General features: G+C 69.8%; 15 protein-coding genes. 7 read left to right on the top strand and 8 right to left on the bottom strand.

Annotated elements, in window-relative coordinates; translation table 11 throughout:
• Nucleotides 1-51 precede the first annotated feature (51 nt).
• Together ACZ5KV_RS00390 and ACZ5KV_RS00395 are read right to left on the bottom strand one after the other, a co-directional pair.
• Nucleotides 52-3753, bottom strand: coding sequence for a pyruvate carboxylase (locus ACZ5KV_RS00390; RefSeq protein ID WP_464240364.1), 3702 nt, complete (start codon nucleotides 3751-3753; stop codon nucleotides 52-54).
• Nucleotides 3754-3822: 69 nt separating this feature from the next.
• The gene (locus ACZ5KV_RS00395) at nucleotides 3823-4695 is read right to left on the bottom strand and encodes a biotin--[acetyl-CoA-carboxylase] ligase (protein WP_464240365.1); all 873 of its coding nucleotides are present in this window, start codon (nucleotides 4693-4695) and stop codon (nucleotides 3823-3825) included.
• A gap of 223 nt (nucleotides 4696-4918) precedes the next feature.
• Between ACZ5KV_RS00395 and ACZ5KV_RS00400 the strand changes: the two genes are divergently transcribed.
• Nucleotides 4919-6118 (top strand): HD domain-containing protein, encoded by a 1200-nt coding sequence (locus tag ACZ5KV_RS00400; protein ID WP_464240366.1) that lies wholly within the window; start codon nucleotides 4919-4921, stop codon nucleotides 6116-6118.
• Between the two features lie 211 nt (nucleotides 6119-6329).
• On the top strand, nucleotides 6330-7247 hold the full coding sequence (locus ACZ5KV_RS00405) for an exopolyphosphatase (protein ID WP_464240367.1): 918 nt from the start codon (nucleotides 6330-6332) through the stop codon (nucleotides 7245-7247).
• Nucleotides 7248-7359: 112 nt separating this feature from the next.
• Here the strand turns inward: ACZ5KV_RS00405 and ACZ5KV_RS00410 are convergent, their stop codons facing one another.
• A complete protein-coding gene (locus ACZ5KV_RS00410) occupies nucleotides 7360-8289 on the bottom strand; it encodes a diacylglycerol/lipid kinase family protein (RefSeq protein WP_464240368.1) in 930 nt (309 codons plus the stop codon).
• A gap of 413 nt (nucleotides 8290-8702) precedes the next feature.
• Between ACZ5KV_RS00410 and ACZ5KV_RS00415 the strand changes: the two genes are divergently transcribed.
• Together ACZ5KV_RS00415 and ACZ5KV_RS00420 are read left to right on the top strand one after the other, a co-directional pair.
• Nucleotides 8703-9701, top strand: coding sequence for a glycosyltransferase family 4 protein (locus tag ACZ5KV_RS00415; protein ID WP_464240369.1), 999 nt, complete (start codon nucleotides 8703-8705; stop codon nucleotides 9699-9701).
• 66 nt (nucleotides 9702-9767) lie between these two features.
• The gene (locus tag ACZ5KV_RS00420; protein ID WP_464240370.1) at nucleotides 9768-10649 is read left to right on the top strand and encodes an esterase/lipase family protein; all 882 of its coding nucleotides are present in this window, start codon (nucleotides 9768-9770) and stop codon (nucleotides 10647-10649) included.
• 12 nt (nucleotides 10650-10661) lie between these two features.
• Here ACZ5KV_RS00420 and ACZ5KV_RS00425 read toward each other — a convergent pair whose 3' ends face one another.
• The 3 genes from ACZ5KV_RS00425 to ACZ5KV_RS00435 all read right to left on the bottom strand — a co-directional run bounded on the left by ACZ5KV_RS00425 (nucleotide 10662) and on the right by ACZ5KV_RS00435 (nucleotide 14506).
• On the bottom strand, nucleotides 10662-11819 hold the full coding sequence (locus tag ACZ5KV_RS00425; protein WP_464240371.1) for a glycosyltransferase: 1158 nt from the start codon (nucleotides 11817-11819) through the stop codon (nucleotides 10662-10664).
• 109 nt (nucleotides 11820-11928) lie between these two features.
• Nucleotides 11929-13593, bottom strand: coding sequence for a glycosyltransferase family 4 protein (locus ACZ5KV_RS00430; RefSeq protein WP_464240372.1), 1665 nt, complete (start codon nucleotides 13591-13593; stop codon nucleotides 11929-11931).
• Nucleotides 13594-13627: 34 nt separating this feature from the next.
• Nucleotides 13628-14506 carry a glycosyltransferase family 2 protein gene (locus ACZ5KV_RS00435; protein ID WP_464240373.1) on the bottom strand — a complete coding sequence of 293 codons (879 nt, stop codon included), beginning with the start codon at nucleotides 14504-14506 and terminating at the stop codon, nucleotides 13628-13630.
• Nucleotides 14507-14791: 285 nt separating this feature from the next.
• Here ACZ5KV_RS00435 and ACZ5KV_RS00440 point away from each other — a divergent pair, with 285 nt between their 5' ends.
• The gene (locus tag ACZ5KV_RS00440) at nucleotides 14792-16279 is read left to right on the top strand and encodes a GGDEF domain-containing protein (protein ID WP_464240374.1); all 1488 of its coding nucleotides are present in this window, start codon (nucleotides 14792-14794) and stop codon (nucleotides 16277-16279) included.
• A gap of 204 nt (nucleotides 16280-16483) precedes the next feature.
• Here ACZ5KV_RS00440 and ACZ5KV_RS00445 read toward each other — a convergent pair whose 3' ends face one another.
• Both ACZ5KV_RS00445 and ACZ5KV_RS00450 read right to left on the bottom strand, forming a co-directional pair.
• Nucleotides 16484-16696, bottom strand: a complete 213-nt coding sequence (locus ACZ5KV_RS00445) for a hypothetical protein (protein ID WP_464240375.1) — start codon at nucleotides 16694-16696, stop codon at nucleotides 16484-16486.
• 62 nt (nucleotides 16697-16758) lie between these two features.
• Nucleotides 16759-18234, bottom strand: coding sequence for an aldehyde dehydrogenase family protein (locus ACZ5KV_RS00450; RefSeq protein ID WP_464240376.1), 1476 nt, complete (start codon nucleotides 18232-18234; stop codon nucleotides 16759-16761).
• Between the two features lie 307 nt (nucleotides 18235-18541).
• Between ACZ5KV_RS00450 and ACZ5KV_RS00455 the strand changes: the two genes are divergently transcribed.
• Both ACZ5KV_RS00455 and ACZ5KV_RS00460 read left to right on the top strand, forming a co-directional pair.
• Nucleotides 18542-19231: a queuosine precursor transporter gene (locus ACZ5KV_RS00455; RefSeq protein ID WP_464240377.1), complete on the top strand. Its 690-nt coding sequence runs from the start codon at nucleotides 18542-18544 to the stop codon at nucleotides 19229-19231.
• Nucleotides 19232-19279: 48 nt separating this feature from the next.
• Nucleotides 19280-20185, top strand: coding sequence for an NAD(P)/FAD-dependent oxidoreductase (locus ACZ5KV_RS00460; protein WP_464240378.1), 906 nt, complete (start codon nucleotides 19280-19282; stop codon nucleotides 20183-20185).
• The last annotated feature ends 92 nt before the right edge of the window (nucleotides 20186-20277 follow it).

A 20277-nucleotide genomic window follows, 5' to 3' on the forward strand; every position in this document is an offset into this window, starting at 1 on the left:
ACGCGCACGCCGGGCGCCTTTCCGGGGCCCGGCGTGCGCGGTGCCTCACACCTACAGCTTCTGCCCGCACTCGGCGCAGAACTTGAACCGCTCGTCGATGACGTGGGCCTTGCAGGTGGGGCAGGTCCTGGGAATGGGCCCGATCTCCACCAGCAATTCACCCTCCACGACGGGTACCATCTTCTTGTCGTCCTTGTAGTTGGCGGACTTGACCACCCGCCGCACCACGCCCTCCACCGGGGAGAGCACGGCCTTTTCCTGCTTCATAATCGAGATGTTGAACAGCTCTTCGCCCGCATGGACCACATCCCCCGGGGAGACATACATGATCCAGAGGTCGCCGTTGGAGGGCGATCCGACCTGATGCGGGTCGTCGGGGTTGGCCATTTCCACGGTGCTTTTGACCACGCCCGTGCCCTGGGCGACCTTGACCTGCTCGGAGATCGTCTCGGCGTCGAGCACGTAGCGCACGATGCTCATGCCGCGTTCGTCGGGCTCGGCGATGTCCAGGATGGTCATCATGTGCGGCTTGCGCTTGGAGTCCTGGAAGGTCAGCTCCGCGCCCGGCTCCAGGCCCTCGAACCACACGTCCAGGGGCAGGTTGTTCGGGTCGCCGAACTTCTGCTGGAACTGGATGGTCTTGAGCGCGTCGCCGGGGTGGTTCAGGTACATGACGAACTCCTCGTCCGAGGGCTCGCGCTTGATGTGCCCGCGCAGGGCCTCCAGTTCGGCGTCCATGTCCATGTCGCACAGGGTCGCCAGGGGCGTGCCCTCGGTGCGCGAGGCCAGGGCCTTGCGGTACTCGCAGCCGAAGGCGCTCTCGTAGACCCAGTCCGGCGGCCAGCCCAGGGGCAGGCGGCCATACTGGCCGAGCAAAAGCCCCCGGAAGGCGTCGTTGGCGTCGCAGTAGATGGCCAGCCGCTCGCGGCGCATGTTGTCGGACATGTCGCGTTCGGGGGTCGCCACCACGTATTCGAGCACATCGAGCAGGTCGCGCACGGCGCGTTCGCCGCCGCGCTTGAAGGCCCCGGTCACAGCCAAAAACGCCGTGTTCCAGGTAATCTGCGAGCCGGGGGTCACGTCGTGGTAGCGCACGATCTGGCGCGTTCCGGCCAGGAATTTGAGCATGTAGGGCAGCAGGTGGATGTAGCCCTGCTTCATGGCCCCCTCCTGGGAGGAGGAGGTCGCCCCGCCGGGCATGCCGTGGTCCACCACGTCGTAGTCGATGCCCTGGAAATAGGGCGCGGCGTAGCGGTCGTAGAACGGCATGACCTGCTTGAGCACGAAGTTGCAGGTGCGGATCATCTCCTTGTTCAGGCTGGTCTTCAGGCCCAGTTCCTGCTCCATGTAGGCCGCCGTGGAAAGCACCTCGCCCTGGCCGTACCAGCGCACGCTGGCGCCGATGGCCGTGTCCACGATGTGCGCCCCGGCCTTGGCCGCCTCGGCCACGGCGGGCACGAACAGCCCGTCGGTGTAGTGGCGGTGGTAGTGCAGCACGAGGTCGGGGTACTTGCGGCGCAGGGCGCCCACCAGCTCGCGCATGAAGTGCGGCGGGCAGACCCCGGCCATGTCCTTCAGGCCGAGGATGAACAGCTTCTGGGCCTTCTTGGCGCTGACGCCCGCGACCTGCCGCACCAGGGCCAGGATGGCCTCGGTCACGTCCAGGTAGTGCTGCACGGTGAAGCCCTTGGCCCAGGACAGGGAGATGGCCGGCTCGAAGATGTTGCGCGGGCTGGCCAGGGCCACTTCGGCGAAGGGTCGCATGTTTTCGATATGGTTCAGGAAGTCGAAGCAGCGGATGACATCGTAGTGCTCGTTGATCATCTCGCCGGTCTTGCGCATGAGGTTCGACGGCTGGGGCTTGTAGCCCAGCACGTTGGTGGACCGGATGAGGATCTGCTTCAGGCTCTTGGGCGCGAACTCGTTCCAGAGGGCGGCCTCGGTGAACGGGTAGGTCATGTTGGCCAGCATGGCCACGTGGAAGTGCGCGCCGCCGCCGTTTTCCAGGGAGAAGAACCCGCAGTTGTCCAGGTACTGGGCCACGAGCTTGTCTTCGGCCCAGCGGAAGCGGTTGCCGCTGTTGGACTGGGTGATGTCGCGGGTGGTGGTGTCCGTGAAATGGACGATGCCCGAGTCGCGCACGTAGTCCAGGGTCGCCTGGCGGTCGCCGCGCGGATAGGGGTACTTGTAGGCGTTGGGGTAGATGCGCGGCAGGACCACGTCCAGCCGCCCCATGCGCTTGTCGCGCCGGCCCCGGTATTCGCCGAGCTGCACGTAGGGGTTGTAGCCCTTGGCCGAGATTTCGGCGATGAGCCGCGACAGGCGCAGGGCCTCGGGCTCCCAGTCCACGTAGTCCATCAACTCCGGGTGTTTGGCCACGAAGTTGGTGTCGAACTCGGCGTCGCGGAAGGCTTGGTGGCGCACGATCTGGCGGTGGAAGGGGATGGTCGTCTTCACACCGCCGATGTGGTACTCGCGCAGGGCGCGGTCCATGACGCGCAGGGCCTTCTTCCACGAGGCGCCGTAGGCCACCAGCAGCGAGGCCGCCGAGTCGTACTGCGACGGGAACTCGTAGCCCGCCGTGATGCACGAATCCAGGCGGATGCCGGGGCCGCCCGGGGAGACGTAGCGCGTGATGACCCCGGAGTTGGGCGCGAAGTTCTTCTGCGGGTCCTCGCAGTTGATGCGCACCTGGATGGCGTGGTTCAGGGGCTTGGTGTCGCGCTTGTTCAGGCGCAGCTTGGCCCCGAAGGCCACGGCGATCTGCTCCTCCACGAGGTCCACGCCGTAGCGTATCTCGGTGATGCCGTGCTCCACCTGCAGGCGCGTGTTGACCTCGATGAGGTACGGCGTGCCGCTCTGGTCGACCAGGAATTCCACGGTGGCCAGGGAGAAATAGTTCACGGCCTTGACCAGCCGGACGGCGTATTCCTTGAGCCGTTCGCGCAGTTCGGCGGTCATGCCCGCCCACGGCGAGGGCGTGATTTCCACCAGCTTCTGGTGGTTGCGCTGCACGGTGCAGTCGCGCTCGTCGAAGGCGAAGGCGTTGCCGAAGCGGTCGGCGATGACCTGGATTTCAATGTGCCGCACGCTGGTCAGCAGGCGCTCGACGAACAGGCGCGGGTTGCCGAAGGAGGCCTGGGCCATGGCCGAGGCCTTGGAGAAGGCGTCCTCGAGCTGCTCGGGCCGGAAGACCTCGTAGATGCCCCGGCCGCCGCCGCCGCCCTCGGCCTTGAGCATGATCGGGTAGCCGATCTCCTCGGCGATGCGCCGGGCCTCGGGGATGCTCACCGCGCCCTCGGAGCCGGGCACGACGGGCACGTCCAGGGTCTTGGCCAGGCGGCGCACCTCGACCTTGTTGCCCAGAAGGCGCATGGCCTTGGCCTCGGGGCCCAGGAAGAGGATGCCCTCGCGCTTGCATTTCTCGGGGAAGGAGTCGTCCTCGGCGGCGAAGCCCCAGCCGGGATGGATGGCCACGATGCCCCGGGCCTTGGCCTTGCGGATGATACGGTCGATGTCCAGGTAGGCCCTGGGGTTGTCGCCCAGGAGCATCAGCTCCTGCACGCCCGAGAGCACCGGGGAGGTTTTGTCCACGTCCGTGGCGGTCATGATGGCCACGGCGCCACCCATTTCGCGGATGGTCCGGGCGATGCGCCGCCCGGGGATGCCCCGGTTGGCCACGAGAATCTTCTTGCCGGCAAGCTCCGCCAGCACTTCCTTGAAAGGCTTCGGACGCTTCTGCTGCTCAGACAATTCCACACACTCCCTTTGGGCTGATGATCCTGAAAACCGTCCGTGCTTCCCCCCGGCGGAGCCCGCGCATCAAGGCAGGAAAACGCTCCCGGAGTGCAAGGTCACCCTGCGCCCCGCGCGCTCAAGGACAAGCCCCCCGTCGGGAGCCAGACCGAGCAACCGGGCCGTGAACTCGCTCTCCGCCTCGCAAACCCTCACCTCCCGGCCCACCCAGGCCAGACGAAGGGTCAAGTCTTCCAGAAATTGTGCAGGACTGCCGCCGGAAACTTTCAAGATGTACCAGTTTTCAGCCCGCTCCACAAGACTCCGCCACAGGCCGAAAATCGATTTTATCGCCGTTGCGGGCTCCAGGCAGGCGGCGCGCGGCGCCCGGGCGTCGCGCAATTCATGATCCCGCGGCGCGCCGCCGAGGTTCAGCCCCAGGCCCGCCACCACGACGCCTCCGCGCTCCTCCACCAGGATGCCGCCGACCTTGCGCCCGTCCACCAGCAGATCGTTGGGCCATTTGATACGCACGGCCGCGCCCCGCGCCGCGAGTTCGTCCGCCACCACGGCGCCGACCAGCAGCGGCAGCAGCGGCGCCCAGGGCCCCGGGGGCAGCGGCCAGCGCCACGCGGCCAGAATGTCGCCCGGGGCGCCGCTCCAGGCCCGGCGCAACTGCCCGCGCCCGGCGCTCTGGGCCGTGGCCAGCACGGCGCCCCACTCGGGCAGCCCCTGCGCGCGCACCAGGGCCCAGGCCACGTCCAGCGCCGAGGCGCACGGTCCGCAGACGCACAGCGGCGCGCCGTCCGGCGCCCCGGCCGCGCGATACAGGCCCTGCCCGTCGCGGCTCCAGGGGCCGTATGCGGCAACATCCGCCGCCCACACCGGGTGGACGGCACCAAGATCATCCGGATTCAGGGGGCCGGACAGGCCGTCCAACCCCGGGCCCAGGAGGCTCACTCCCGCTGGCACGCGCATGGGCGCAGTTGTACGCGCGCGTGCGTGCGTGGTCAATTTGTGATTGCAACGTGCAACGTGATTACACCTGTAATCACGGTAATCACGGTTGTCCGCGTGCGTGGTCGACGTATGAATACAGGCCGAACCCTTGCGTATTCGACGTATTCATGCCCCCGCCGCGCGGCGGTTGGCAAGGCTCCTTCGGCCTGTTATTGCTGGGGCCATGCTCATTTGTCTGGTCGGCGGCGCCGTCCGCGACATGCTCCTGGGCCGCGAGGCCCGCGACAGGGACTATCTCGTCCTCGGGGCGACCACGGCCCAGTTCCTGCGCCGCTTCCCCAAGGCGTATCAGGTCGGCAAAACCTTCCCTGTCTTCCTGCTGGACGGGCGGGAGTACGCCTTCCCGCGCGACGGCGGACGCACGGCCTGCTGCGGCGGGGCCCAGAGTTGCGACCTGCTGGCCGACCTGGGCGCGGACCTGCTGGCGCGCGACTTCACCATCAACGCCCTGGCCCTGCCCCTGCCCGACTATCCCGCCGAGCCGGACCCGGCCCGCGTCCGCGAGCTGGCCGTGGGCCTGCCCCACTCCCTGGAAGACCTGGACGCGCGCCTGTTGCGCCCCGTGGGGCCGACCGCCCTGGACGACGACCCCTTGCGCGTGCTGCGCGCGGCGCGCTTTCTGGCGCGCATGCCCGACTTCGAGCCGCACCCGGAGCTTGTGCCCGCCATGGCCCGGGCCGCCGCCGGGGCGGGCTTTGCCGCCCTGCCCCCCGAGCGCGTGGGCGCCGAGGTGCGCAAGGCCCTGTGCAGCCCGGCGCCGGGGCGGCTGCTGCGCATGCTGGCCCGGGCCGGGGCCCTGGCGCCCTGGCTGGCCGAGTTGGCCGGAGCCGGGGCCATACCCGCCGGGCCCGCGCCCTGGCACGACGAAAGCGCCCTGGAACACACGGCCCAGGTCATGGACCGCCTGGCGGGCGACGAACTGCCCTGCTGGATGGCCCTGGTCCACGACCTGGGCAAGACGGCCACGCCCCCGGAGCACCACCCGCGCCACCACGGCCATGACCGCCTGGGCGCGCCCCTGGCTCAGGCCATGGGCAGGCGTCTGGCCCTGCCCAACCGCTTCATCCAGGCCGGGGAGCTGGCCGCCGCCCTGCACATGACCGCCGCGCGCTACCCCGAACTGCGCCCGGCCACGCGGGTGGACCTGCTGGACGCCCTGCACCGCGCGCGGCTGGTGGACGAACTGTTCCGCCTCGTGCTGGCCGACCACGGGCAGGACCACGCGCCCCTGGCCCGGCGCGACCTGCGGGCCATGCTGGCCGTGACCCTGCCCGGGCAGTGGCGCGGCCGGGGCGAGGAGTCGGGCCGCCACCTGCGCGAACTGCGCAGCCAGGCCCTGGCCGCCCTGCCCCGCGAGGGCTGACCCGGGCCAGAAATCCGGCCCCCCCGGGCCCGCGCGAAGCGTCCCGCCCCGGCCGCGGCCCGCAGTCCGGGAGCGTTGGGCTGCCGCGCATTTCAAATACTTTGACAATAAAATTCAATTGGGCATATTACATGGTGGTCAATCGAATGCCACGGGAGCCCGCTCCGACGGCCCCCGACGCTCCCCGACGCAAGAATCAAGGAGGACATCCATGCGGTTGCTTACCCGTTCCGACTTCGACGGCCTGATCTGCGCCGTCCTGCTCAACGAGCTGGGGCTCATCGACGAATGGAAATTCGCCCACCCCAAGGATTTGCAGGATGGCACCATCGAAGTGTCCGAGAACGACATCCTGGCCAACGTGCCCTACGTCAAGGGCTGCGGCATGTGGTTCGACCACCATGCCTCCGAGGCCGCGCGCCTGGGCGCGGGCTTCGAGTTCAAGGGCGCCTACAAGCAGGCCCCCAGCGCCGCGCGGGTCATCTGGGAATACTACGGCGGGCACGAGAAGTTCCCCAAGGACTTCGACGAGATGATGGCCGCCGTGGACAAGGTCGACGACGCCCGGCTGACCGAGGATGAAATCCTGAACCCCACGGGCTGGATCCTGCTCGGCTTCATCATGGACCCGCGCACCGGCCTGGGCCGCTTCCGCGACTACCGCATCAGCAACTACCGGCTCATGGAAGACCTCATCGAGTACTGCCGGGCCATGCCGGTGGACAAGATCCTGGAACTGCCCGACGTGCGCGAGCGCGTGGAGCGCTACAACGACCAGGCCAAGCTCTTCCGCCAGATGCTGCTGGACAACTCCGCCCTGCGCGGCAACGCGGTGGTCATCGACCTGCGCGACCAGGAGACCATCTACGCGGGCAACCGCTTCATGGTCTACGCCCTCTACCCCCAGGCCAACGTCTCCGTGCACGTGCTCTGGGGCCTGAACAAGCAGAACACCGTGTTCACCGTGGGCAAGAGCATCCTCAACCGCGGCAGCAAGACCGACGTGGGCCAGCTCATGCTGCGTTACGGCGGCGGCGGCCATCAGGCCGTGGGCACCTGCCAGGTGGACAACGAGCGCGCCGCCAAGGTGCTGGAAGAGATCGTCGCCAAGCTCAACGCCGACGGCTGATTCCTCCCCGCCGCCCGGCGTGCGCCTCGTGGACGGCAGAAAACGAAAAACCCCGCTTCGGCGGGGTTTTTCGTTGGACATGAAAGGCCAGAAGCCAGAGCCCGACGCGCGGCTACAGAATCAGCCGCACGCTCTCGGGCAGCAGCTCGAAGTGGAATTCGCGGCCCGTGCCGCCCCATTCGCCGTCCAGTTGCAGGGCCTGCTCGCGGTCACAGGCGATGGTGAAGGCCGCGCCGTGGTGGAAGACGCCCGTGGTGGGCGCGACCTTGAGGGCCGCCGCCGCCAGGGCCTTGAGGGCCGCCAGCCGCGAGCGGTCGTAGGCCCGTACGTGCAGGCAGGGGTCGGTGATGGCGCCACGGTTCACGCGCAGGCCGTAGCCGTAGAACGGGTGCTTGGAGACGATGGTCGCCAGGGCCCGGGGCACGCGGAGCACCGCGCCCGCCGAGCGGATTTCCAGGTCCGCCGGGTCGTGCTCGGCCAGGGCGGCCAGGAAGGCCAGGGCGTAGCGCCCCAGGCCGTGGCCCATCCGCGCCTCGTTGTACTTGCGCACGGTCAGGGCGTCGATGCCGATGCTGGCGAAAAAGGCCTTGCGCGCGCCGTCCACGCGCATGACGCCCACGGGCCGCCCGGCCCCGCGCCGCACGCGCTCCAGGTAGCGCCCCCGGGCTCCGGGCAGCCCAAGGGCCCAGGCCAGGGCGTTGCCCGTGCCGAAAGGCAGGTAGCCCAGGGCGGCGGGGCCGCGCTCGCTGTTCAGGGCGTCGGTGAACGTGCCGTCGCCGCCCGCCACGAGCAGCACCTCGAAATCCCGCGAGGCCTCGGCCACGCAGTGACGAAACTCCGGGGCGCTGGCGCAGTCCAGCCCGAGCACCGGGGCGCCCAGGCGGCGGGCCACGGCGTCCAGCCGCCCGCGCGAGCGCCCGCCGCGCAGGCGCCCCGCCGCCGGATTGGCCACCACGGCCACCCCCCTGCGCAGGCGCACGGCGGGGGCCACGCGCGCGGGCCGTTCGTTCCGGCCCGGGGCCGGAGTCGCGTTGCTGGTCATGTTCTTCGGGCTCCCCGCCGCCGGGCGGGCGGCCCGGCGGGTGTCGGCATGAGGTTGCGCCCCCCGCGCACGGCGGGGGGAAAGGGCGCCACCATAGGCGGCCCGGCGATTTCGTGTCAACGAAACGGCGAAAATGTAACATTGGCGCCCGGCCCGGGCCTGCGCTCCGCTTCATCTTCCCCCTGCCCTGCCGCATGAGTGCCCCCGTTTCGCCACCGGAAGCCCCCGCTACGTGGCGCCACGGTGACGCCCGGGCGAAATTCCGGTGACGACGGCCCCTTGCGGGCCGTCATGCGTTGTCACAAGCCGCCGGGCGGTGTACCCATGCCCCAGCCCCTCGCAGCGTCCCGCTGCCCTCCCGCAACCCTTGCGCGCAACCCCGCGCCGCTCCCGGCGCCCGGAGCCAGCCGCCCATGAGAATCGCCATCTGCACCGACGCCTGGCAGCCGCAGACCAGCGGCGTGGTCACCACCCTGAACCGCATGACCCGGGGCCTCGCCGGGCGCGGCCACGAGGTGCTCGTGATCCACCCCGGCCTGTTTCGCACCATGCCCTGCCCGACCTACCCGGACATCCGCCTCTCCCTGCTGCCCGGGCGGCGCCTGGGGCGACTGCTGGACGACTTCCGGCCCCAGGCCGTGGCCGTGCCCGCCGAGGGCCCCCTGGGGCTGGCCGCGCGCAACCACTGCCTGCGCCGGGGCTGGCCGTTCACCACGGCCTTCATGACCCGCTTTCCCGACTACGTGCGCATGCGCTCCGGGGTGCCCGAGGAGTGGACCTTCCGCGCCCTGCGCTGGTTCCACCGCCCGGCGGCGGCGACCATGGTCTCCACGCCGAGCCTGCGCGAGGAGCTGACCCGCCGGGGCTTCGCCAACCTGCGCCACTGGGGCCGGGGGGTGGACACGGAGCTGTTTCGCCCGCGCGGCAAGGGCGCCCTGGCCCTGCCCCGACCCATCGCCATGTACATGGGCCGCGTGGCCGTGGAGAAGAATCTGGACGCCTTCCTGAGCCTGCCCCTGGCGGGCAGCAAGGTGGTCATCGGCGACGGTCCGGCCCTGGAGGCCATGCGCCGCCGTTATCCGCAGGCCCATTTCCCGGGCCGCAAGACCGGGCTGGACCTCGCCGTGCACCTGGACGCCGCCGACGTGTTCGTCTTCCCCAGCCGCACGGACACCTTCGGCATCGTGCTCATCGAGGCCATGGCCTGCGGGGTGCCCGTGGCGGCCTATCCCGTGCCCGGCCCGCGCGACGTGGTGGCCCACGGCCGCACCGGCTGGCTGGACGAGGACCTGGGCCGCGCCGTGGCCCGGGCCCTGACCATGGACCCCGCCCAATGCCGCGCCCTGGCCCTGGAACACACCTGGGAACGCAGCGTGGACCAGTTCCTGGGCAACCTGACGCCCGTCGCCTGAGCCCCCTTCCCTTTTACGCCCCCGGGCCCTACCATGGCCCGACGCTCCCGCCGCCAAGGAAGGTCCATGCCCGCATTGTTCATCCTGCCGCTCGTCGTCCTGCCGTGCCTCGGCGTGCTCGTGTTCTGCGCCGTGACGTGGTGGCGCTTCTGGCGCGTGGTGGACGCGGCGCACCTGGACCACCTGCACCGGCTCTCGCAAGGCCACGTCTTCAGCCTGGGCGCGGCGGCGTTCGCCTCCAGTCTCGTGGTCCAGGCCGCCGCCGTGGCCCTGTATCCGGTTTTCCTGCTCCAGCGGCTGTGGCTGCGTTCGCCCGAGGCCGACCCCGGGCCCCAGGCCGGGCCGCCGGTGCTCTTCGTCCACGGCTACATGCACACCGCCTCGGCCTGGCTGCCCTTTTCGACATGGTTCCACGCCGCCGGATACCGCGACCTGCACGCCCTGACCTACCACAGCCTGCGCGACGACTTCGCGGCCATCGTGGCCCGGGTGGAGGCCGAGGTGCGCCGCCTGGACGCCGCCCGGCCCGGGCGCGGGGTGGTCCTGGTGGGTCACAGCCTGGGCGGGCTGGCCATCCGCCAGTTCCTGAACACAAGCCCCCTGGCCGGGCGCGTGTCGGCCGCCGCCACCCTGGGCGCGCCGCACCAGGGCAGCGCCCTGGCCGGGCTGGCCCTGAACCCCCTGGGCCGCTCCCTGGCCTTTCGCGGCCCGCTCATCCAGGCCGTGGAGGCCGCCGACAGGCCGCCCCAGACGCCCTGCCTGAGCCTGGCCTCGCCCATGGACAACATCGTCCTGCCCCGCCAGGGCCTGCGCATCCAGGCCCCCGGCTGGCAGGAACGCGAAACCGCCCCCGTCTGCCACCTGGGCATGGTCTTTCATCGGCCCACGGCCCGAATCGTCTTGGATTTCCTGGAAGAAAGCCTGCGCGGCAGGGCGCCGCGCGGCTGAAGGCGCCGGGGCTCAGGCCCCCAGGCGGCGGTAGAGCTTCAGGTAGTCCGCCGCCATGCGCTCGGCGGTGAAGCGCTTGCGCCCGTAGGCGAAACCGCGCTCGCCCATGCGCCGGGCCAGCCCGGGGGTGGACAGCAGGGCCACCACGGCGGCCTCCAGCTCGGCCCACTGCATGCTGCGCACGCAGATGCCCGCCTCGGGGTCGGCCAACTGCTCGGGGATGCCCCCGGCGCCGAAGGCCGCCACGGCCAGCCCCTGGCTCAGGGCTTCCAGCACGGTCAGCGGATGGTTGTCGGCCTGGCTGGGGTAGACCAGCACGTCGGCGGCGCGCATGAAGGCCAGCATGGTGGCGTTGTCCACATAAGGCCAGAAGGTCACGCCGTCGTCGCGCCGCTCGTAGCGCCCGCCACCGACGATGAAGCACTGCGCCCCGGGCACCCGGGCCCGGATGCGCGCGAAGGACTCGACCCACTGCCAGCCGCGCTTGTAGGCCGCCTCGGTGCCGCCGTGGGCGGCGAAAAGCAGCAGCGGCCCGGCCCCGAGCCCCAGGCGGGCCCGGGCCTCGCCCCGCGCGGGCACGCGCCCGGGCCAGGGAATGCCGTTGGGGATGACGCGCACGTCCAGCCCGGGCAGGGCCTCGCGGGCCATGTCCGCCAGCCAGCGCGAGGGCGCGGCCAGCACCGGGCGCAGCCTGCCCAGCAGTTCGCGCCGCCCGGCGCAGGCGGCCCGGGCCTCCTCGAACCCCCGGGGGCAGGGGTCCATGCAGCCCGTGCGCCACTCGCGGCAACGCAGGGGATAGGGACACCCGCCCGTCAGCGCCCGGCAGTCGTGCAGGGTCAGCAGCGTGCGCGCCCCGGCGTAGAGCGCGCCGCGCAGGCAGGCCTGCCAGTCCGCGCTGGCGTGCAGGTGCAGCAGCGCCGGGCCGTCGGCCAAGGCCCAGGCCCCGGCGGCCAGGGGCGATACGCGCATCTCGACTCCGGGCTCGCGCCCGGGGGGCGGCGTTTCGGCCCCGGGGTCCGCGTTTCGGGCAACCTCGGAGGCCGCCCCCGGGGCGTCGTCCTGCTCATAGCTCAGGGCCGCGTCGGCCCCGGCGGCCAGGAGCGCCTCGTGCAGCAGCCGGGCCACGCCCGTGGTGCCCCCGCGCAGGCGCAACAGGGTGTGCTGGCGCACCCGGGGCAGCGGCCCCGAGGCGGCGGAAACCGAAGAAACAGCGGGGGCCCCCCGGGGGGCATCGGGCGCCGAAGAATCCCCGGGGCCGGAAGAAGACACGGGGGGCACCTCAGCGCGCCCCGCCGGAGCCCAGGCTCTGCCCGGCGCGTTCCAGCAGGTCGTGCTTCAGGGCCCAGAGCACCAGGAAACGCGCCTGCCCGGCGTCCAGCCCGCACCCGGCGGCGACCTTGGCCGCCAGGGCTCCGGCCCCCAGGGCGTTGCGCGCGAAAAACACCAGCCGGGACACATGCTCCGGGTCCACCAGCCCTTCCAGCCCGGCGCAGACGGTAATGAAATCCTGCCCGCGATAGACGGCTTCGCCCGTGCGCGACCAGCGCAGGGCCAGGGCGTCGTCCCAGCCCGCCGTGGGATAGCCCGCGAAGGCCGCGCCGTAGGGCATGTGCAGCGGGTGGGCCCGCCCGCGCAAGGCGGCCTCGTCCACCGGCTCGGCCCACAGCGCGTCCCACAACTCCACATGGCGCCGGACCACCGAAGCCCAGGTGAACTCCGCGAGCACGCGCTCGCGGGCGGCCCGGCCCATGGCCCGGCGCAGCTCCGGCTGGCGCACCAGCCGGGCCAGGGCCCGGGCCAGGGCGGGCACGTCCACCACCGTCTGCTGGGCCAGCAGCAGGTGCGACTGGTTGTCGAACACCAGGGGCGCCAGGGCGTCCACGTCGGGGGTCGGCCCCGGGCCCAGGGTGGGCACCAGCAGGCCCGTGCTCCCGTCCTGCACAAGGTCGCGGTAGCCGTCGTAGTCCGACACCACGGCGGGCAGCCCGAAGGCGGCGGCCTCCAGCACCGTAAGCCCGAAGGTTTCCTGAGGGTTGTCCACCGGCGAGAGGAACACGTCCGCCGCGTGGAACAGGTCGCGCTTGGCGGCCTCGTCGGGTCGGGACACCACCTCCAGGCGCAGCCCCGCGTTGGCCGCCAGGGCCGCCAGGGTGGCCGGATAGGGGTCGCCCGCGTCGGTCCAACCCGCCACGAACAACCGCAGGCGCGCAAGGTCGACCCCTCCGGCGGCCATGCGCCGCGCGGCGCGCAGCACGGGCACGAGGTCCATCTTGGAATACTGCGAGATGCGCGCGAAGACGAGCAGGGCGCAGTGGTCCTCGTCCAGGCCCAGGCGGTCGCGCGCGGCGGCGCGCTGGGCGGGGTCCGGCGGGCAGAGCGCCTCGGTGTCCACGCCCAGGGGGATGCGCTCCACCCGGGGCCGGGGCAATGGCCCGTAGCAGCCGTCGAGGTGGTCGTACAGCGCGCCGAGCACGCCCACGGCCCCGCGCGAGGTGGCCACAACGCAGTCGCGCGGGGTGACCCCGGGCCAGAGGTGGGCCAGCAGGTCGCGCATGTAGCGCGTATAGCTCAGGGAATGGGTGGGCGCGGTGATGGGGAACAGCGCCGGGGCCAGGGCGTTGCGCAGCCGGGCCAGGTGCGCGGGGTTGTTGATGCAGTCCGAAAGGTGAAAACAGTGATGGCGCCCCGAGGCCAGAGCCCCGGGCAACTCCCGCCGCGTGCGCACGCGCAGGCGCCCGTCGCCCGCCAGGGCCGGGAACTCGCGGGCCAGGAACTCCTCCATCCCCCGGGCCAGCACCTGATCGCGCAGGAAGAAATGGTATTCGTCCAGCGGGTCCAGGGTCAGCAGGGCGCGCAGGAAGGCCTCGTTGGCCACGCTGCGGCCCATGATCTCCCCGCCCTCGTGGAACGGATCCAGAGTGGCCCAGATTTTCCGCGATTCCATAGCGTTCGATCATGCCTCCTGGCGGGGGCGCGCGTCAAGAACCCTGGGTCAGGGGCCGCGCCTGGGTCTGAACCGCACGGGCCCGGGCCACGTCCGCGGCAATGGCCCGCAGGGCGGCCACGTCCTGCACACGGGGGATGAGCCCGCGCTTGAAGGGCACGGCCCAGGCCTCGCCGCGCAGCAGCGCCCGGGCCCAGGCCAGCACCTCGGGGGCGAAGAAATACTTGTTGTCCACAACGATCTGCGCCTTGGCCCGGCCGTCGGCCAGCCGCGCGCGCCAGGAGAAGTTCGCCCGGTGGTGGTTGTAGCGGAACAGCGGCGCGGCCACACGCAGTCCCGAGAACCCCGCCGCCGCGGCCTGGACCCAGAAATCCCAGTCCTCATAGGCCGTGGCCGAAGAGAAGCCCCGGCTGGCGGCGAAGACCTCGCGGCGCATGAGCGTGGCCAGGGTCAGGGGGTTCTGGGTGCGCAGCAGGGCGGGGTCGAACTCCGGCAGGGCCACATCGCGGCTGCCCCCGGGGCCGGATTCCACATAGTCCGTATAGGCCAGGGCCACGTCCGGATCGGCCTCCAGGGCGGCCACCGTGCGCGCCAGGAAGCCCGGGGCCAGTTCGTCGTCGGCGTCCAGGCAGAGCAGGTAGCGCCCGGCGGCCACGCGCAGCCCCGCGTTGCGCACCGGGCCGGGGTGGCCCTGATGGCGCAGGGGCAGCACGCGCAGCCGCGCCAGCCCCAGGGCCGCGCCCAAGGCCCGGGCCACAGGCACGGACTCGTCGGCGCTGCCGTCGTCCACCACCACCAGCTCGACCCGCGAGAGGCCGAAGGTCTGCCCCGCGAGGCTGTCGAACAGGCGCGGCAGGAAGCGGGCGTACTCGTAATTGGCGACCACGACGGACACAAGCGGCGTTTCGGGCATGGACCTTCCCAGGGAACAAAGTTTCCGGAGCGCGCCAACGGGGTGGGCGCGGGCCGAACGCAAGACGGACGCGAATCGGACGCGTCGGGTCCGTCGGCTCATCGGCGCAACCCGGCGGCGGGTTTAGCCCCTGCGCGGCCCCAAGTCAAAAAACCGACCGCCGGGCAGGCCGCAAAAAAATCCGCGCCCGCCAGGGGGCTTCTGCCGCGCCGGGCCCCGCTCCATTTTGGCCCCGTTCTTGCTAGCCAAACTGCGATTCGCCCTCTCAGCACAAAGGACGCAGCAATGAACACTGTGGAACAGAACATCCTCTTCTGGGGCCTGGGGCTCGACGAACTGGACGCCAAGCGCATCCAGGCCGCCGTGCCGGGCTGCACCCTGCGCAACTGGCCCGAGTCCGCCCTGCCGGGCGAGACGGACATGGACGAGGAAACGCCTTTCATGGTCTGGATTCCCATGCGCGTGTGGGAGCGGCTGGACGCCGCCGGGCGCGCGGCCATCCTGGAATGGGACCCGCCCCAGAAGGTGCTGGTGCTCGACCCGGGCGGCGAGGCCGACCTGGAGGCCTTCATCGACATGGGCTTTCTGACCGTACTGCGTCGCCCCCTGGCCGAACCCAAGATCATCGACACCATGCGCAAGGCGGGCGAGGTCCACTCGCTCTATGAAGACATCATGCGCATGACCCGCGAAATCGCCCTGGAACGGGAAATCCTCTCGCGCAAGACGGACTATCTGCTGTTCCTCAACCGCTTCATGGCCCGGGTGTCCGAAAGCCTGAACCCCGCGACCATCGTGGCCACCGCCCGCAAGGACCTGGCCGAACTGCTGCCCGTCACCGCCGCCCAGGGCATCTTCTGGCAGGAGATGGGCAAGGACTCCATGGAAAGCGAGATTTTCCTGGCCTTCCACGAGGACCCCGCCGTGCAGGAGCAATGGATAGAACTGCTTCTGGGCAGCGCGCGCAGACTCTCGGGCGCCAAGGTCGAGAGCTACCAGCTCACCTACCTCATGGACGCCGACGCCGTGGCCGAGGGCGCGGACCTGACCCCGCGCGACGGGCGCTTCTTCCTGTTGCCCCTCAAGGCGGGCGGGCGCAATTTCGGCTGCCTGGCCCTGCTGACCGGCGAGGAGGTCCGCCTGACGCGCCAGCAGCGCGACGTGCTCAACTCCGCCGTGAGCCACATGGGCCTCGCGCTGAAGAACGCCCTGCTCTACCGCGAAGTCAAGCTGCGCGCGGACCACGACGGCCTCACGCGCATCTACAACCGCCATTATTTCGACGAGCGCATCGTGGAGGAACTCTCGCGCGCCCAGCGCTACGGGCAGGACATCTCCCTGCTCATCCTCGACCTGGACCACTTCAAGGCCGTGAACGACACCTACGGCCATCAGGCCGGGGATCTGGTGCTCAAGGACGTGGGCCAACTGCTTCAGGACACCCTGCGCTCCACGGACTTCGCCGCGCGCTACGGCGGCGAGGAATTCTGCGTCATCCTGCCGCACACCGGGCAGGCCCAGGCCCTGCTGCTGGCCGAACGCCTGCGGACCAAGGTCCAGGCCCTGCGCTTCTCCTTCGAGGGTCGCGACTTCACGGTCACGGCCAGCATCGGCGTCTCGTCCCTGACCCCGGGCGCCTTCGCGCGCAATGCGGACCTCGTGCGCGAGGCCGACCGTGCCCTGTACACGGCCAAGGGCCAGGGCCGCAACCAGGTCTGCCTAGCCAATGAATGCCTGACCGAACCCGCCACCCGCGCGGGCGCTGCGGGCTGAGGCCCGGCGCGGGCACCCTGCACACGCAATGAAAAGGCCGCCCTTGGGCGGCCTTTTTGCCATGTCTGGCCATGTCTGGCCATGTCTGGCCACGTCTGGCCCGGTCTGGCCCGGCATCGGCCGGATGGGGCGACCTGCGCCCCGGCAGACACCGTGCCATCCTCGTCCGGTCGAGTTCTCGCAAGGCCGGGGCGCGCCCGCCGCCTACCCTTCGTCCGCCCCCCGCGCAAGCTCGTTGAGCCCGGCGATGAAGCCTTCCGGGTCGGGCGCGTTTTTGCGTTCGAGCAACTCGCCGATGCTGCCCGGGTACTCCCCGGCGCAGGAAAAGGGCGAGACCCCGTTGCGGATGCAATAGGTCATGGCTCCGGGCAGGGCCAGCACCTCGTCCACCGGAGTATCCGGCGTTATCGCGGCCATGTTCCGCCTCCCCGCGCGGGGGCGGGGCGGGGCCGGAGCCCCGTCCCGCCGGTCGTGCGCGGCTAGTACAGCCCGAGGGGCTCCTCGGACATGTGGATGTAGATATTCTTGTTCTGCGTGTAGTGGTCGAGCATCATGAGGTGCGTTTCGCGGCCGATGCCGGACTTCTTGTAGCCGCCGAAGGGCGAGTGGGCGGGCAGGAGGTTGTAGCAGTTGACCCACATGCGCCCGGTCTCCACCGCCCGCGCGACGCGCATGGCCCGGTTGAGGTCGCGCGTCCAGACCGCGCCGCCCAGGCCATAGTCGCTGTCGTTGGCCATGGCGACGACCTCGGCCTCGTCGCGGAACTTGATGACGCAGGCCACGGGGCCGAAGATCTCCTCCTGGGCCACGCGCATGGAGTTCTTCACGTCGGTCAGCAACGTGGGCTGCATGAAGGCGCCCTTGGCCAACGGGCCCGCATCGGCGCGTCGGCCTCCGGCGGCAACCGTCGCGCCCTCGGCCTTGCCCACCTCGACATAGGCCAGGATCTTCTCCAATTGATGCTGGTTCACCTGGGAGCCCATGATGGTGTCCTTCTCCCAGGGCAGGCCGACCCTGATCCTGCCGAAGGCCGCCGCCGCCGCCGCGACGTACTTGTCGTACACGTCCTCATGCACGAACACGCGCGACCCCGCGCAGCACACCTGGCCCTGGTTGAACAGGATGCCCAGTTGGATGCCTTCCAGCGCCTTTTCGAAGGGCGCGTCGGGGAAGATGATGTTGGCCGACTTGCCGCCCAGTTCCAGCGTGGCCGGAATGAGCTTTGCGGCCGCGGCCGCAGCCACGGTGTAGCCCACCTTGGTGGAGCCGGTGAAGGCCAGCTTGCGGAAGCCCGGGTGGGTCAGCATGTCGTTGCCCGCGCCGGAACCCTTGCCGGTGATGACGTTGACCACGCCCGGGGGCACGGCCTGGGCCAGGAGCTTGGCGAGTTCCAGCACACTGAGCGGCGTTTCGCTGGAGGGCTTGATGACCACGCAGTCCCCTGCGGCCAGGGCCGGGGCGATCTTCCAGGCGGCCATGAGCAGCGGGAAGTTCCAGGGGATGATCTGCCCGACCACGCCGATGGGCTCGCGCAGGATGATGCTCATGGTGGTGTCGTCGATCATCACCGCGCGGCCTTCCTCGGTGCGGATGGCGGAGGCGAAGTAGCGGAAATGGTCCGAGGAGAGGGGCACGTCGATGGCCGTGGTCTCGCGGATGGGCTTGCCGTTGTCGAGGGTTTCGACCATGGCCAGGTGCCCGGCGTTGGCGTCGATGAGATCGGCCACGCGCAGCAGAACGGCCGCCCGCTCCTGCGGGCTGGTACGCTTCCACGACTCGAAGGCCTTCCACGCGGCCTGCACCGCGGCGTCCACGTCTTCGGAGCTTGCGTCCACACAGGTGGCCAGCGCCTCGCCGCTGGCCGGGTTGCGGGTGGTAAAGGTTTTGCCGTTCGAGCCCGCGACCCACTGGCCGCCGATAAAAAGCTTGTAGCTGCTGTCGATTTGCGCCTTCATGGTGAGCCTCCTTGCGTTTTCAACAGGTTTGCCGGGTGGCCCTGTACAACGGGGTACGACCGGAAATTTATTATGCTGTTGCTTACATATTAATATAACTGAATATTTTACCCAAGGCAACCGTGTCTGGAAAAAAGTGGATAAAAAACCGCCCAGGGTTTTGCACAACGACGCCCTGGCTCCCGCTCAAACCCCGGCCCTCCCGCCCGGCTTGACCCCCGCCCCGAAGACGCCTATGGAGCATCCCTCCGGCACACCGCCGGGATGGAGGCCGCCCTCCATCTAAAACATCACTCCGGAGTTCGACATGCCCAATGAAATCCTGTGGCTGGGCTTTGCCCTGTTCGACCTGTCCATGGTCGTCGTCCTGCACCGCTTCTTCGGCAAGGCCGGGCTCTACGGCCTGATCGTCTTCAACCTGATCCTGTGCAACATCCAGGTGCTCAAGACGGTGCAGCTCTTCGGGCTGACCACCACCCTGGGCAACGTGCTCTACGCCAGCGTGTTCCTCTCCACCGACATGCTCGGCGAACTGTACGGCAAGGCCGCGGCCAAACGCGGGGTGCTTTTGGGGTTCACGGTGCTCGTGCTGGCCACGGTCTACATGCAGATCGCCCTGGCCTTCACGCCCACGGCCGACGACTTCGCCCAGCCGCACATGGAAGCCATTTTCGGCCTCCTGCCGCGCATCGCCCTGGCCAGCATGGCCGCCTATCTCGTGTCCCAATTCCACGACGTTTGGGCGTTTCATTTCTGGAAAGACCGCACGGGAGACGCCAAGCTCTGGCTGCGCAACAACGCCAGCACTTTGGTCAGCCAACTGCTCGATTCGTCCATTTTCTGCCTCGTTGCGTTCTGGGGCGTCTTCCCATGGCCCGTGCTGCTTGAAATCATGCTTACGACGTATGTTTTCAAGAGCATCGTCGCCCTTCTCGACACGCCGTTCCTGTATTTTGCGCGGCATGTGGGCACGGTTGCGGGCCGGGCGCGGTCCTGATAGAAAAGGGGGGAAGGACAAGCCAACGCCAACCCCCGCGAGGAATGCATGCAACAGGTTCAACTGCTGATCGTCGGCCAGGGCCCCGCGGGCCTGAGCGCCGCCATCTACGCCGCCCGGGCCGACATCGAAACCGTCGTCGTCGGCCTGCCGCCCAAGATCGACGGCGAATACGACATCGACAACTATTTCGGCTTTCCCGACACCACCAAGGCCAACGTCATCATGGCCGCCGGGCGCACCCAGGCCGAGCGCTTCGGCGCCACCATCGTCACCGCCCGGGTGCTCGGCATCCACATGAACGAGGCCATGCGCTTCGAGGTCAAGACCGAGTCCGGCCACTACGACGCCTGCGCCGTGATCCTGGCCACGGGCGTCTCCAAGGTCCGCCCCGGCATCTCCAACTTCGACGACTACGACGGCAAGGGCATTTCCTACTGCGTGTCGTGCGACGGGTTCTTCTATCGCGGCCGTCCGGTGGTGGCCCTGGGCGAAGGCGTCTACGCCGCCAGCCAGGCCCTGGAACTGCTGGCCTATACCGACAAGGTCGCCCTGTGCACCCAGGGCAAGGAAATGACGATCTCCCAGGAATACCTGAAGAAACTCGAAGAAGCCAACATCCCGATCATCAAGCGCAAGATCGTGGAATTGCGCGGCGCCCCGGCCCTGGAGACCCTGGTCTTCGAGGACGGCGACACCTACGCCGCCGACGGCCTGTTCATCGCCATGGGCGAGGCCTCCTCGTCGGACTTCGCCTGGACCCTGGGCCTGGAACGCAACGGCAACCACATCGTGGCCAACCCCATGCAGGAGACGAACATCCCCGGCGTGTACGCCGCGGGCGACTGCGTGGGCCGCTTCGCGCAGATCAGCGTGGCCGTGGGCGAAGGCGCCGTCGCCGCCCGGCAGGCCATCAAGTACTGCCGCGACAAATGCCCCAAGGCCCGCTCCTGAAGCTCCTGAAGGCAGGCGGCCCAAAGTCGGCAGTGCCGCCGCGCCGCTCCCCTTTCACGCAACAGGCGCGTTCCTGAACTAAAATCCCCGAC

The sequence above is a fragment of the Desulfocurvus thunnarius genome (genome assembly GCF_055390965.1).

Excerpts from the sequence above, each read along its gene's own strand:
- ACZ5KV_RS00410 (WP_464240368.1), bottom strand. The coding sequence starts at position 8,289 with ATGACCAGCAACGCGACTCCGGCCCCGGGCCGGAACGAACGGCCCGCG.
- ACZ5KV_RS00435 (WP_464240373.1), bottom strand. The coding sequence starts at position 14,506 with ATGCCCGAAACGCCGCTTGTGTCCGTCGTGGTCGCCAATTACGAGTAC.
- ACZ5KV_RS00445 (WP_464240375.1), bottom strand. The coding sequence starts at position 16,696 with ATGGCCGCGATAACGCCGGATACTCCGGTGGACGAGGTGCTGGCCCTG.
- ACZ5KV_RS00450 (WP_464240376.1), bottom strand. The coding sequence starts at position 18,234 with ATGAAGGCGCAAATCGACAGCAGCTACAAGCTTTTTATCGGCGGCCAG.
- ACZ5KV_RS00400 (WP_464240366.1), top strand. The coding sequence starts at position 4,919 with ATGCTCATTTGTCTGGTCGGCGGCGCCGTCCGCGACATGCTCCTGGGC.
- ACZ5KV_RS00405 (WP_464240367.1), top strand. The coding sequence starts at position 6,330 with ATGCGGTTGCTTACCCGTTCCGACTTCGACGGCCTGATCTGCGCCGTC.
- ACZ5KV_RS00430 (WP_464240372.1), bottom strand. The coding sequence starts at position 13,593 with ATGGAATCGCGGAAAATCTGGGCCACTCTGGATCCGTTCCACGAGGGC.
- ACZ5KV_RS00440 (WP_464240374.1), top strand. The coding sequence starts at position 14,792 with ATGAACACTGTGGAACAGAACATCCTCTTCTGGGGCCTGGGGCTCGAC.
- ACZ5KV_RS00420 (WP_464240370.1), top strand. The coding sequence starts at position 9,768 with ATGCCCGCATTGTTCATCCTGCCGCTCGTCGTCCTGCCGTGCCTCGGC.
- ACZ5KV_RS00455 (WP_464240377.1), top strand. The coding sequence starts at position 18,542 with ATGCCCAATGAAATCCTGTGGCTGGGCTTTGCCCTGTTCGACCTGTCC.
- ACZ5KV_RS00415 (WP_464240369.1), top strand. The coding sequence starts at position 8,703 with ATGAGAATCGCCATCTGCACCGACGCCTGGCAGCCGCAGACCAGCGGC.
- ACZ5KV_RS00460 (WP_464240378.1), top strand. The coding sequence starts at position 19,280 with ATGCAACAGGTTCAACTGCTGATCGTCGGCCAGGGCCCCGCGGGCCTG.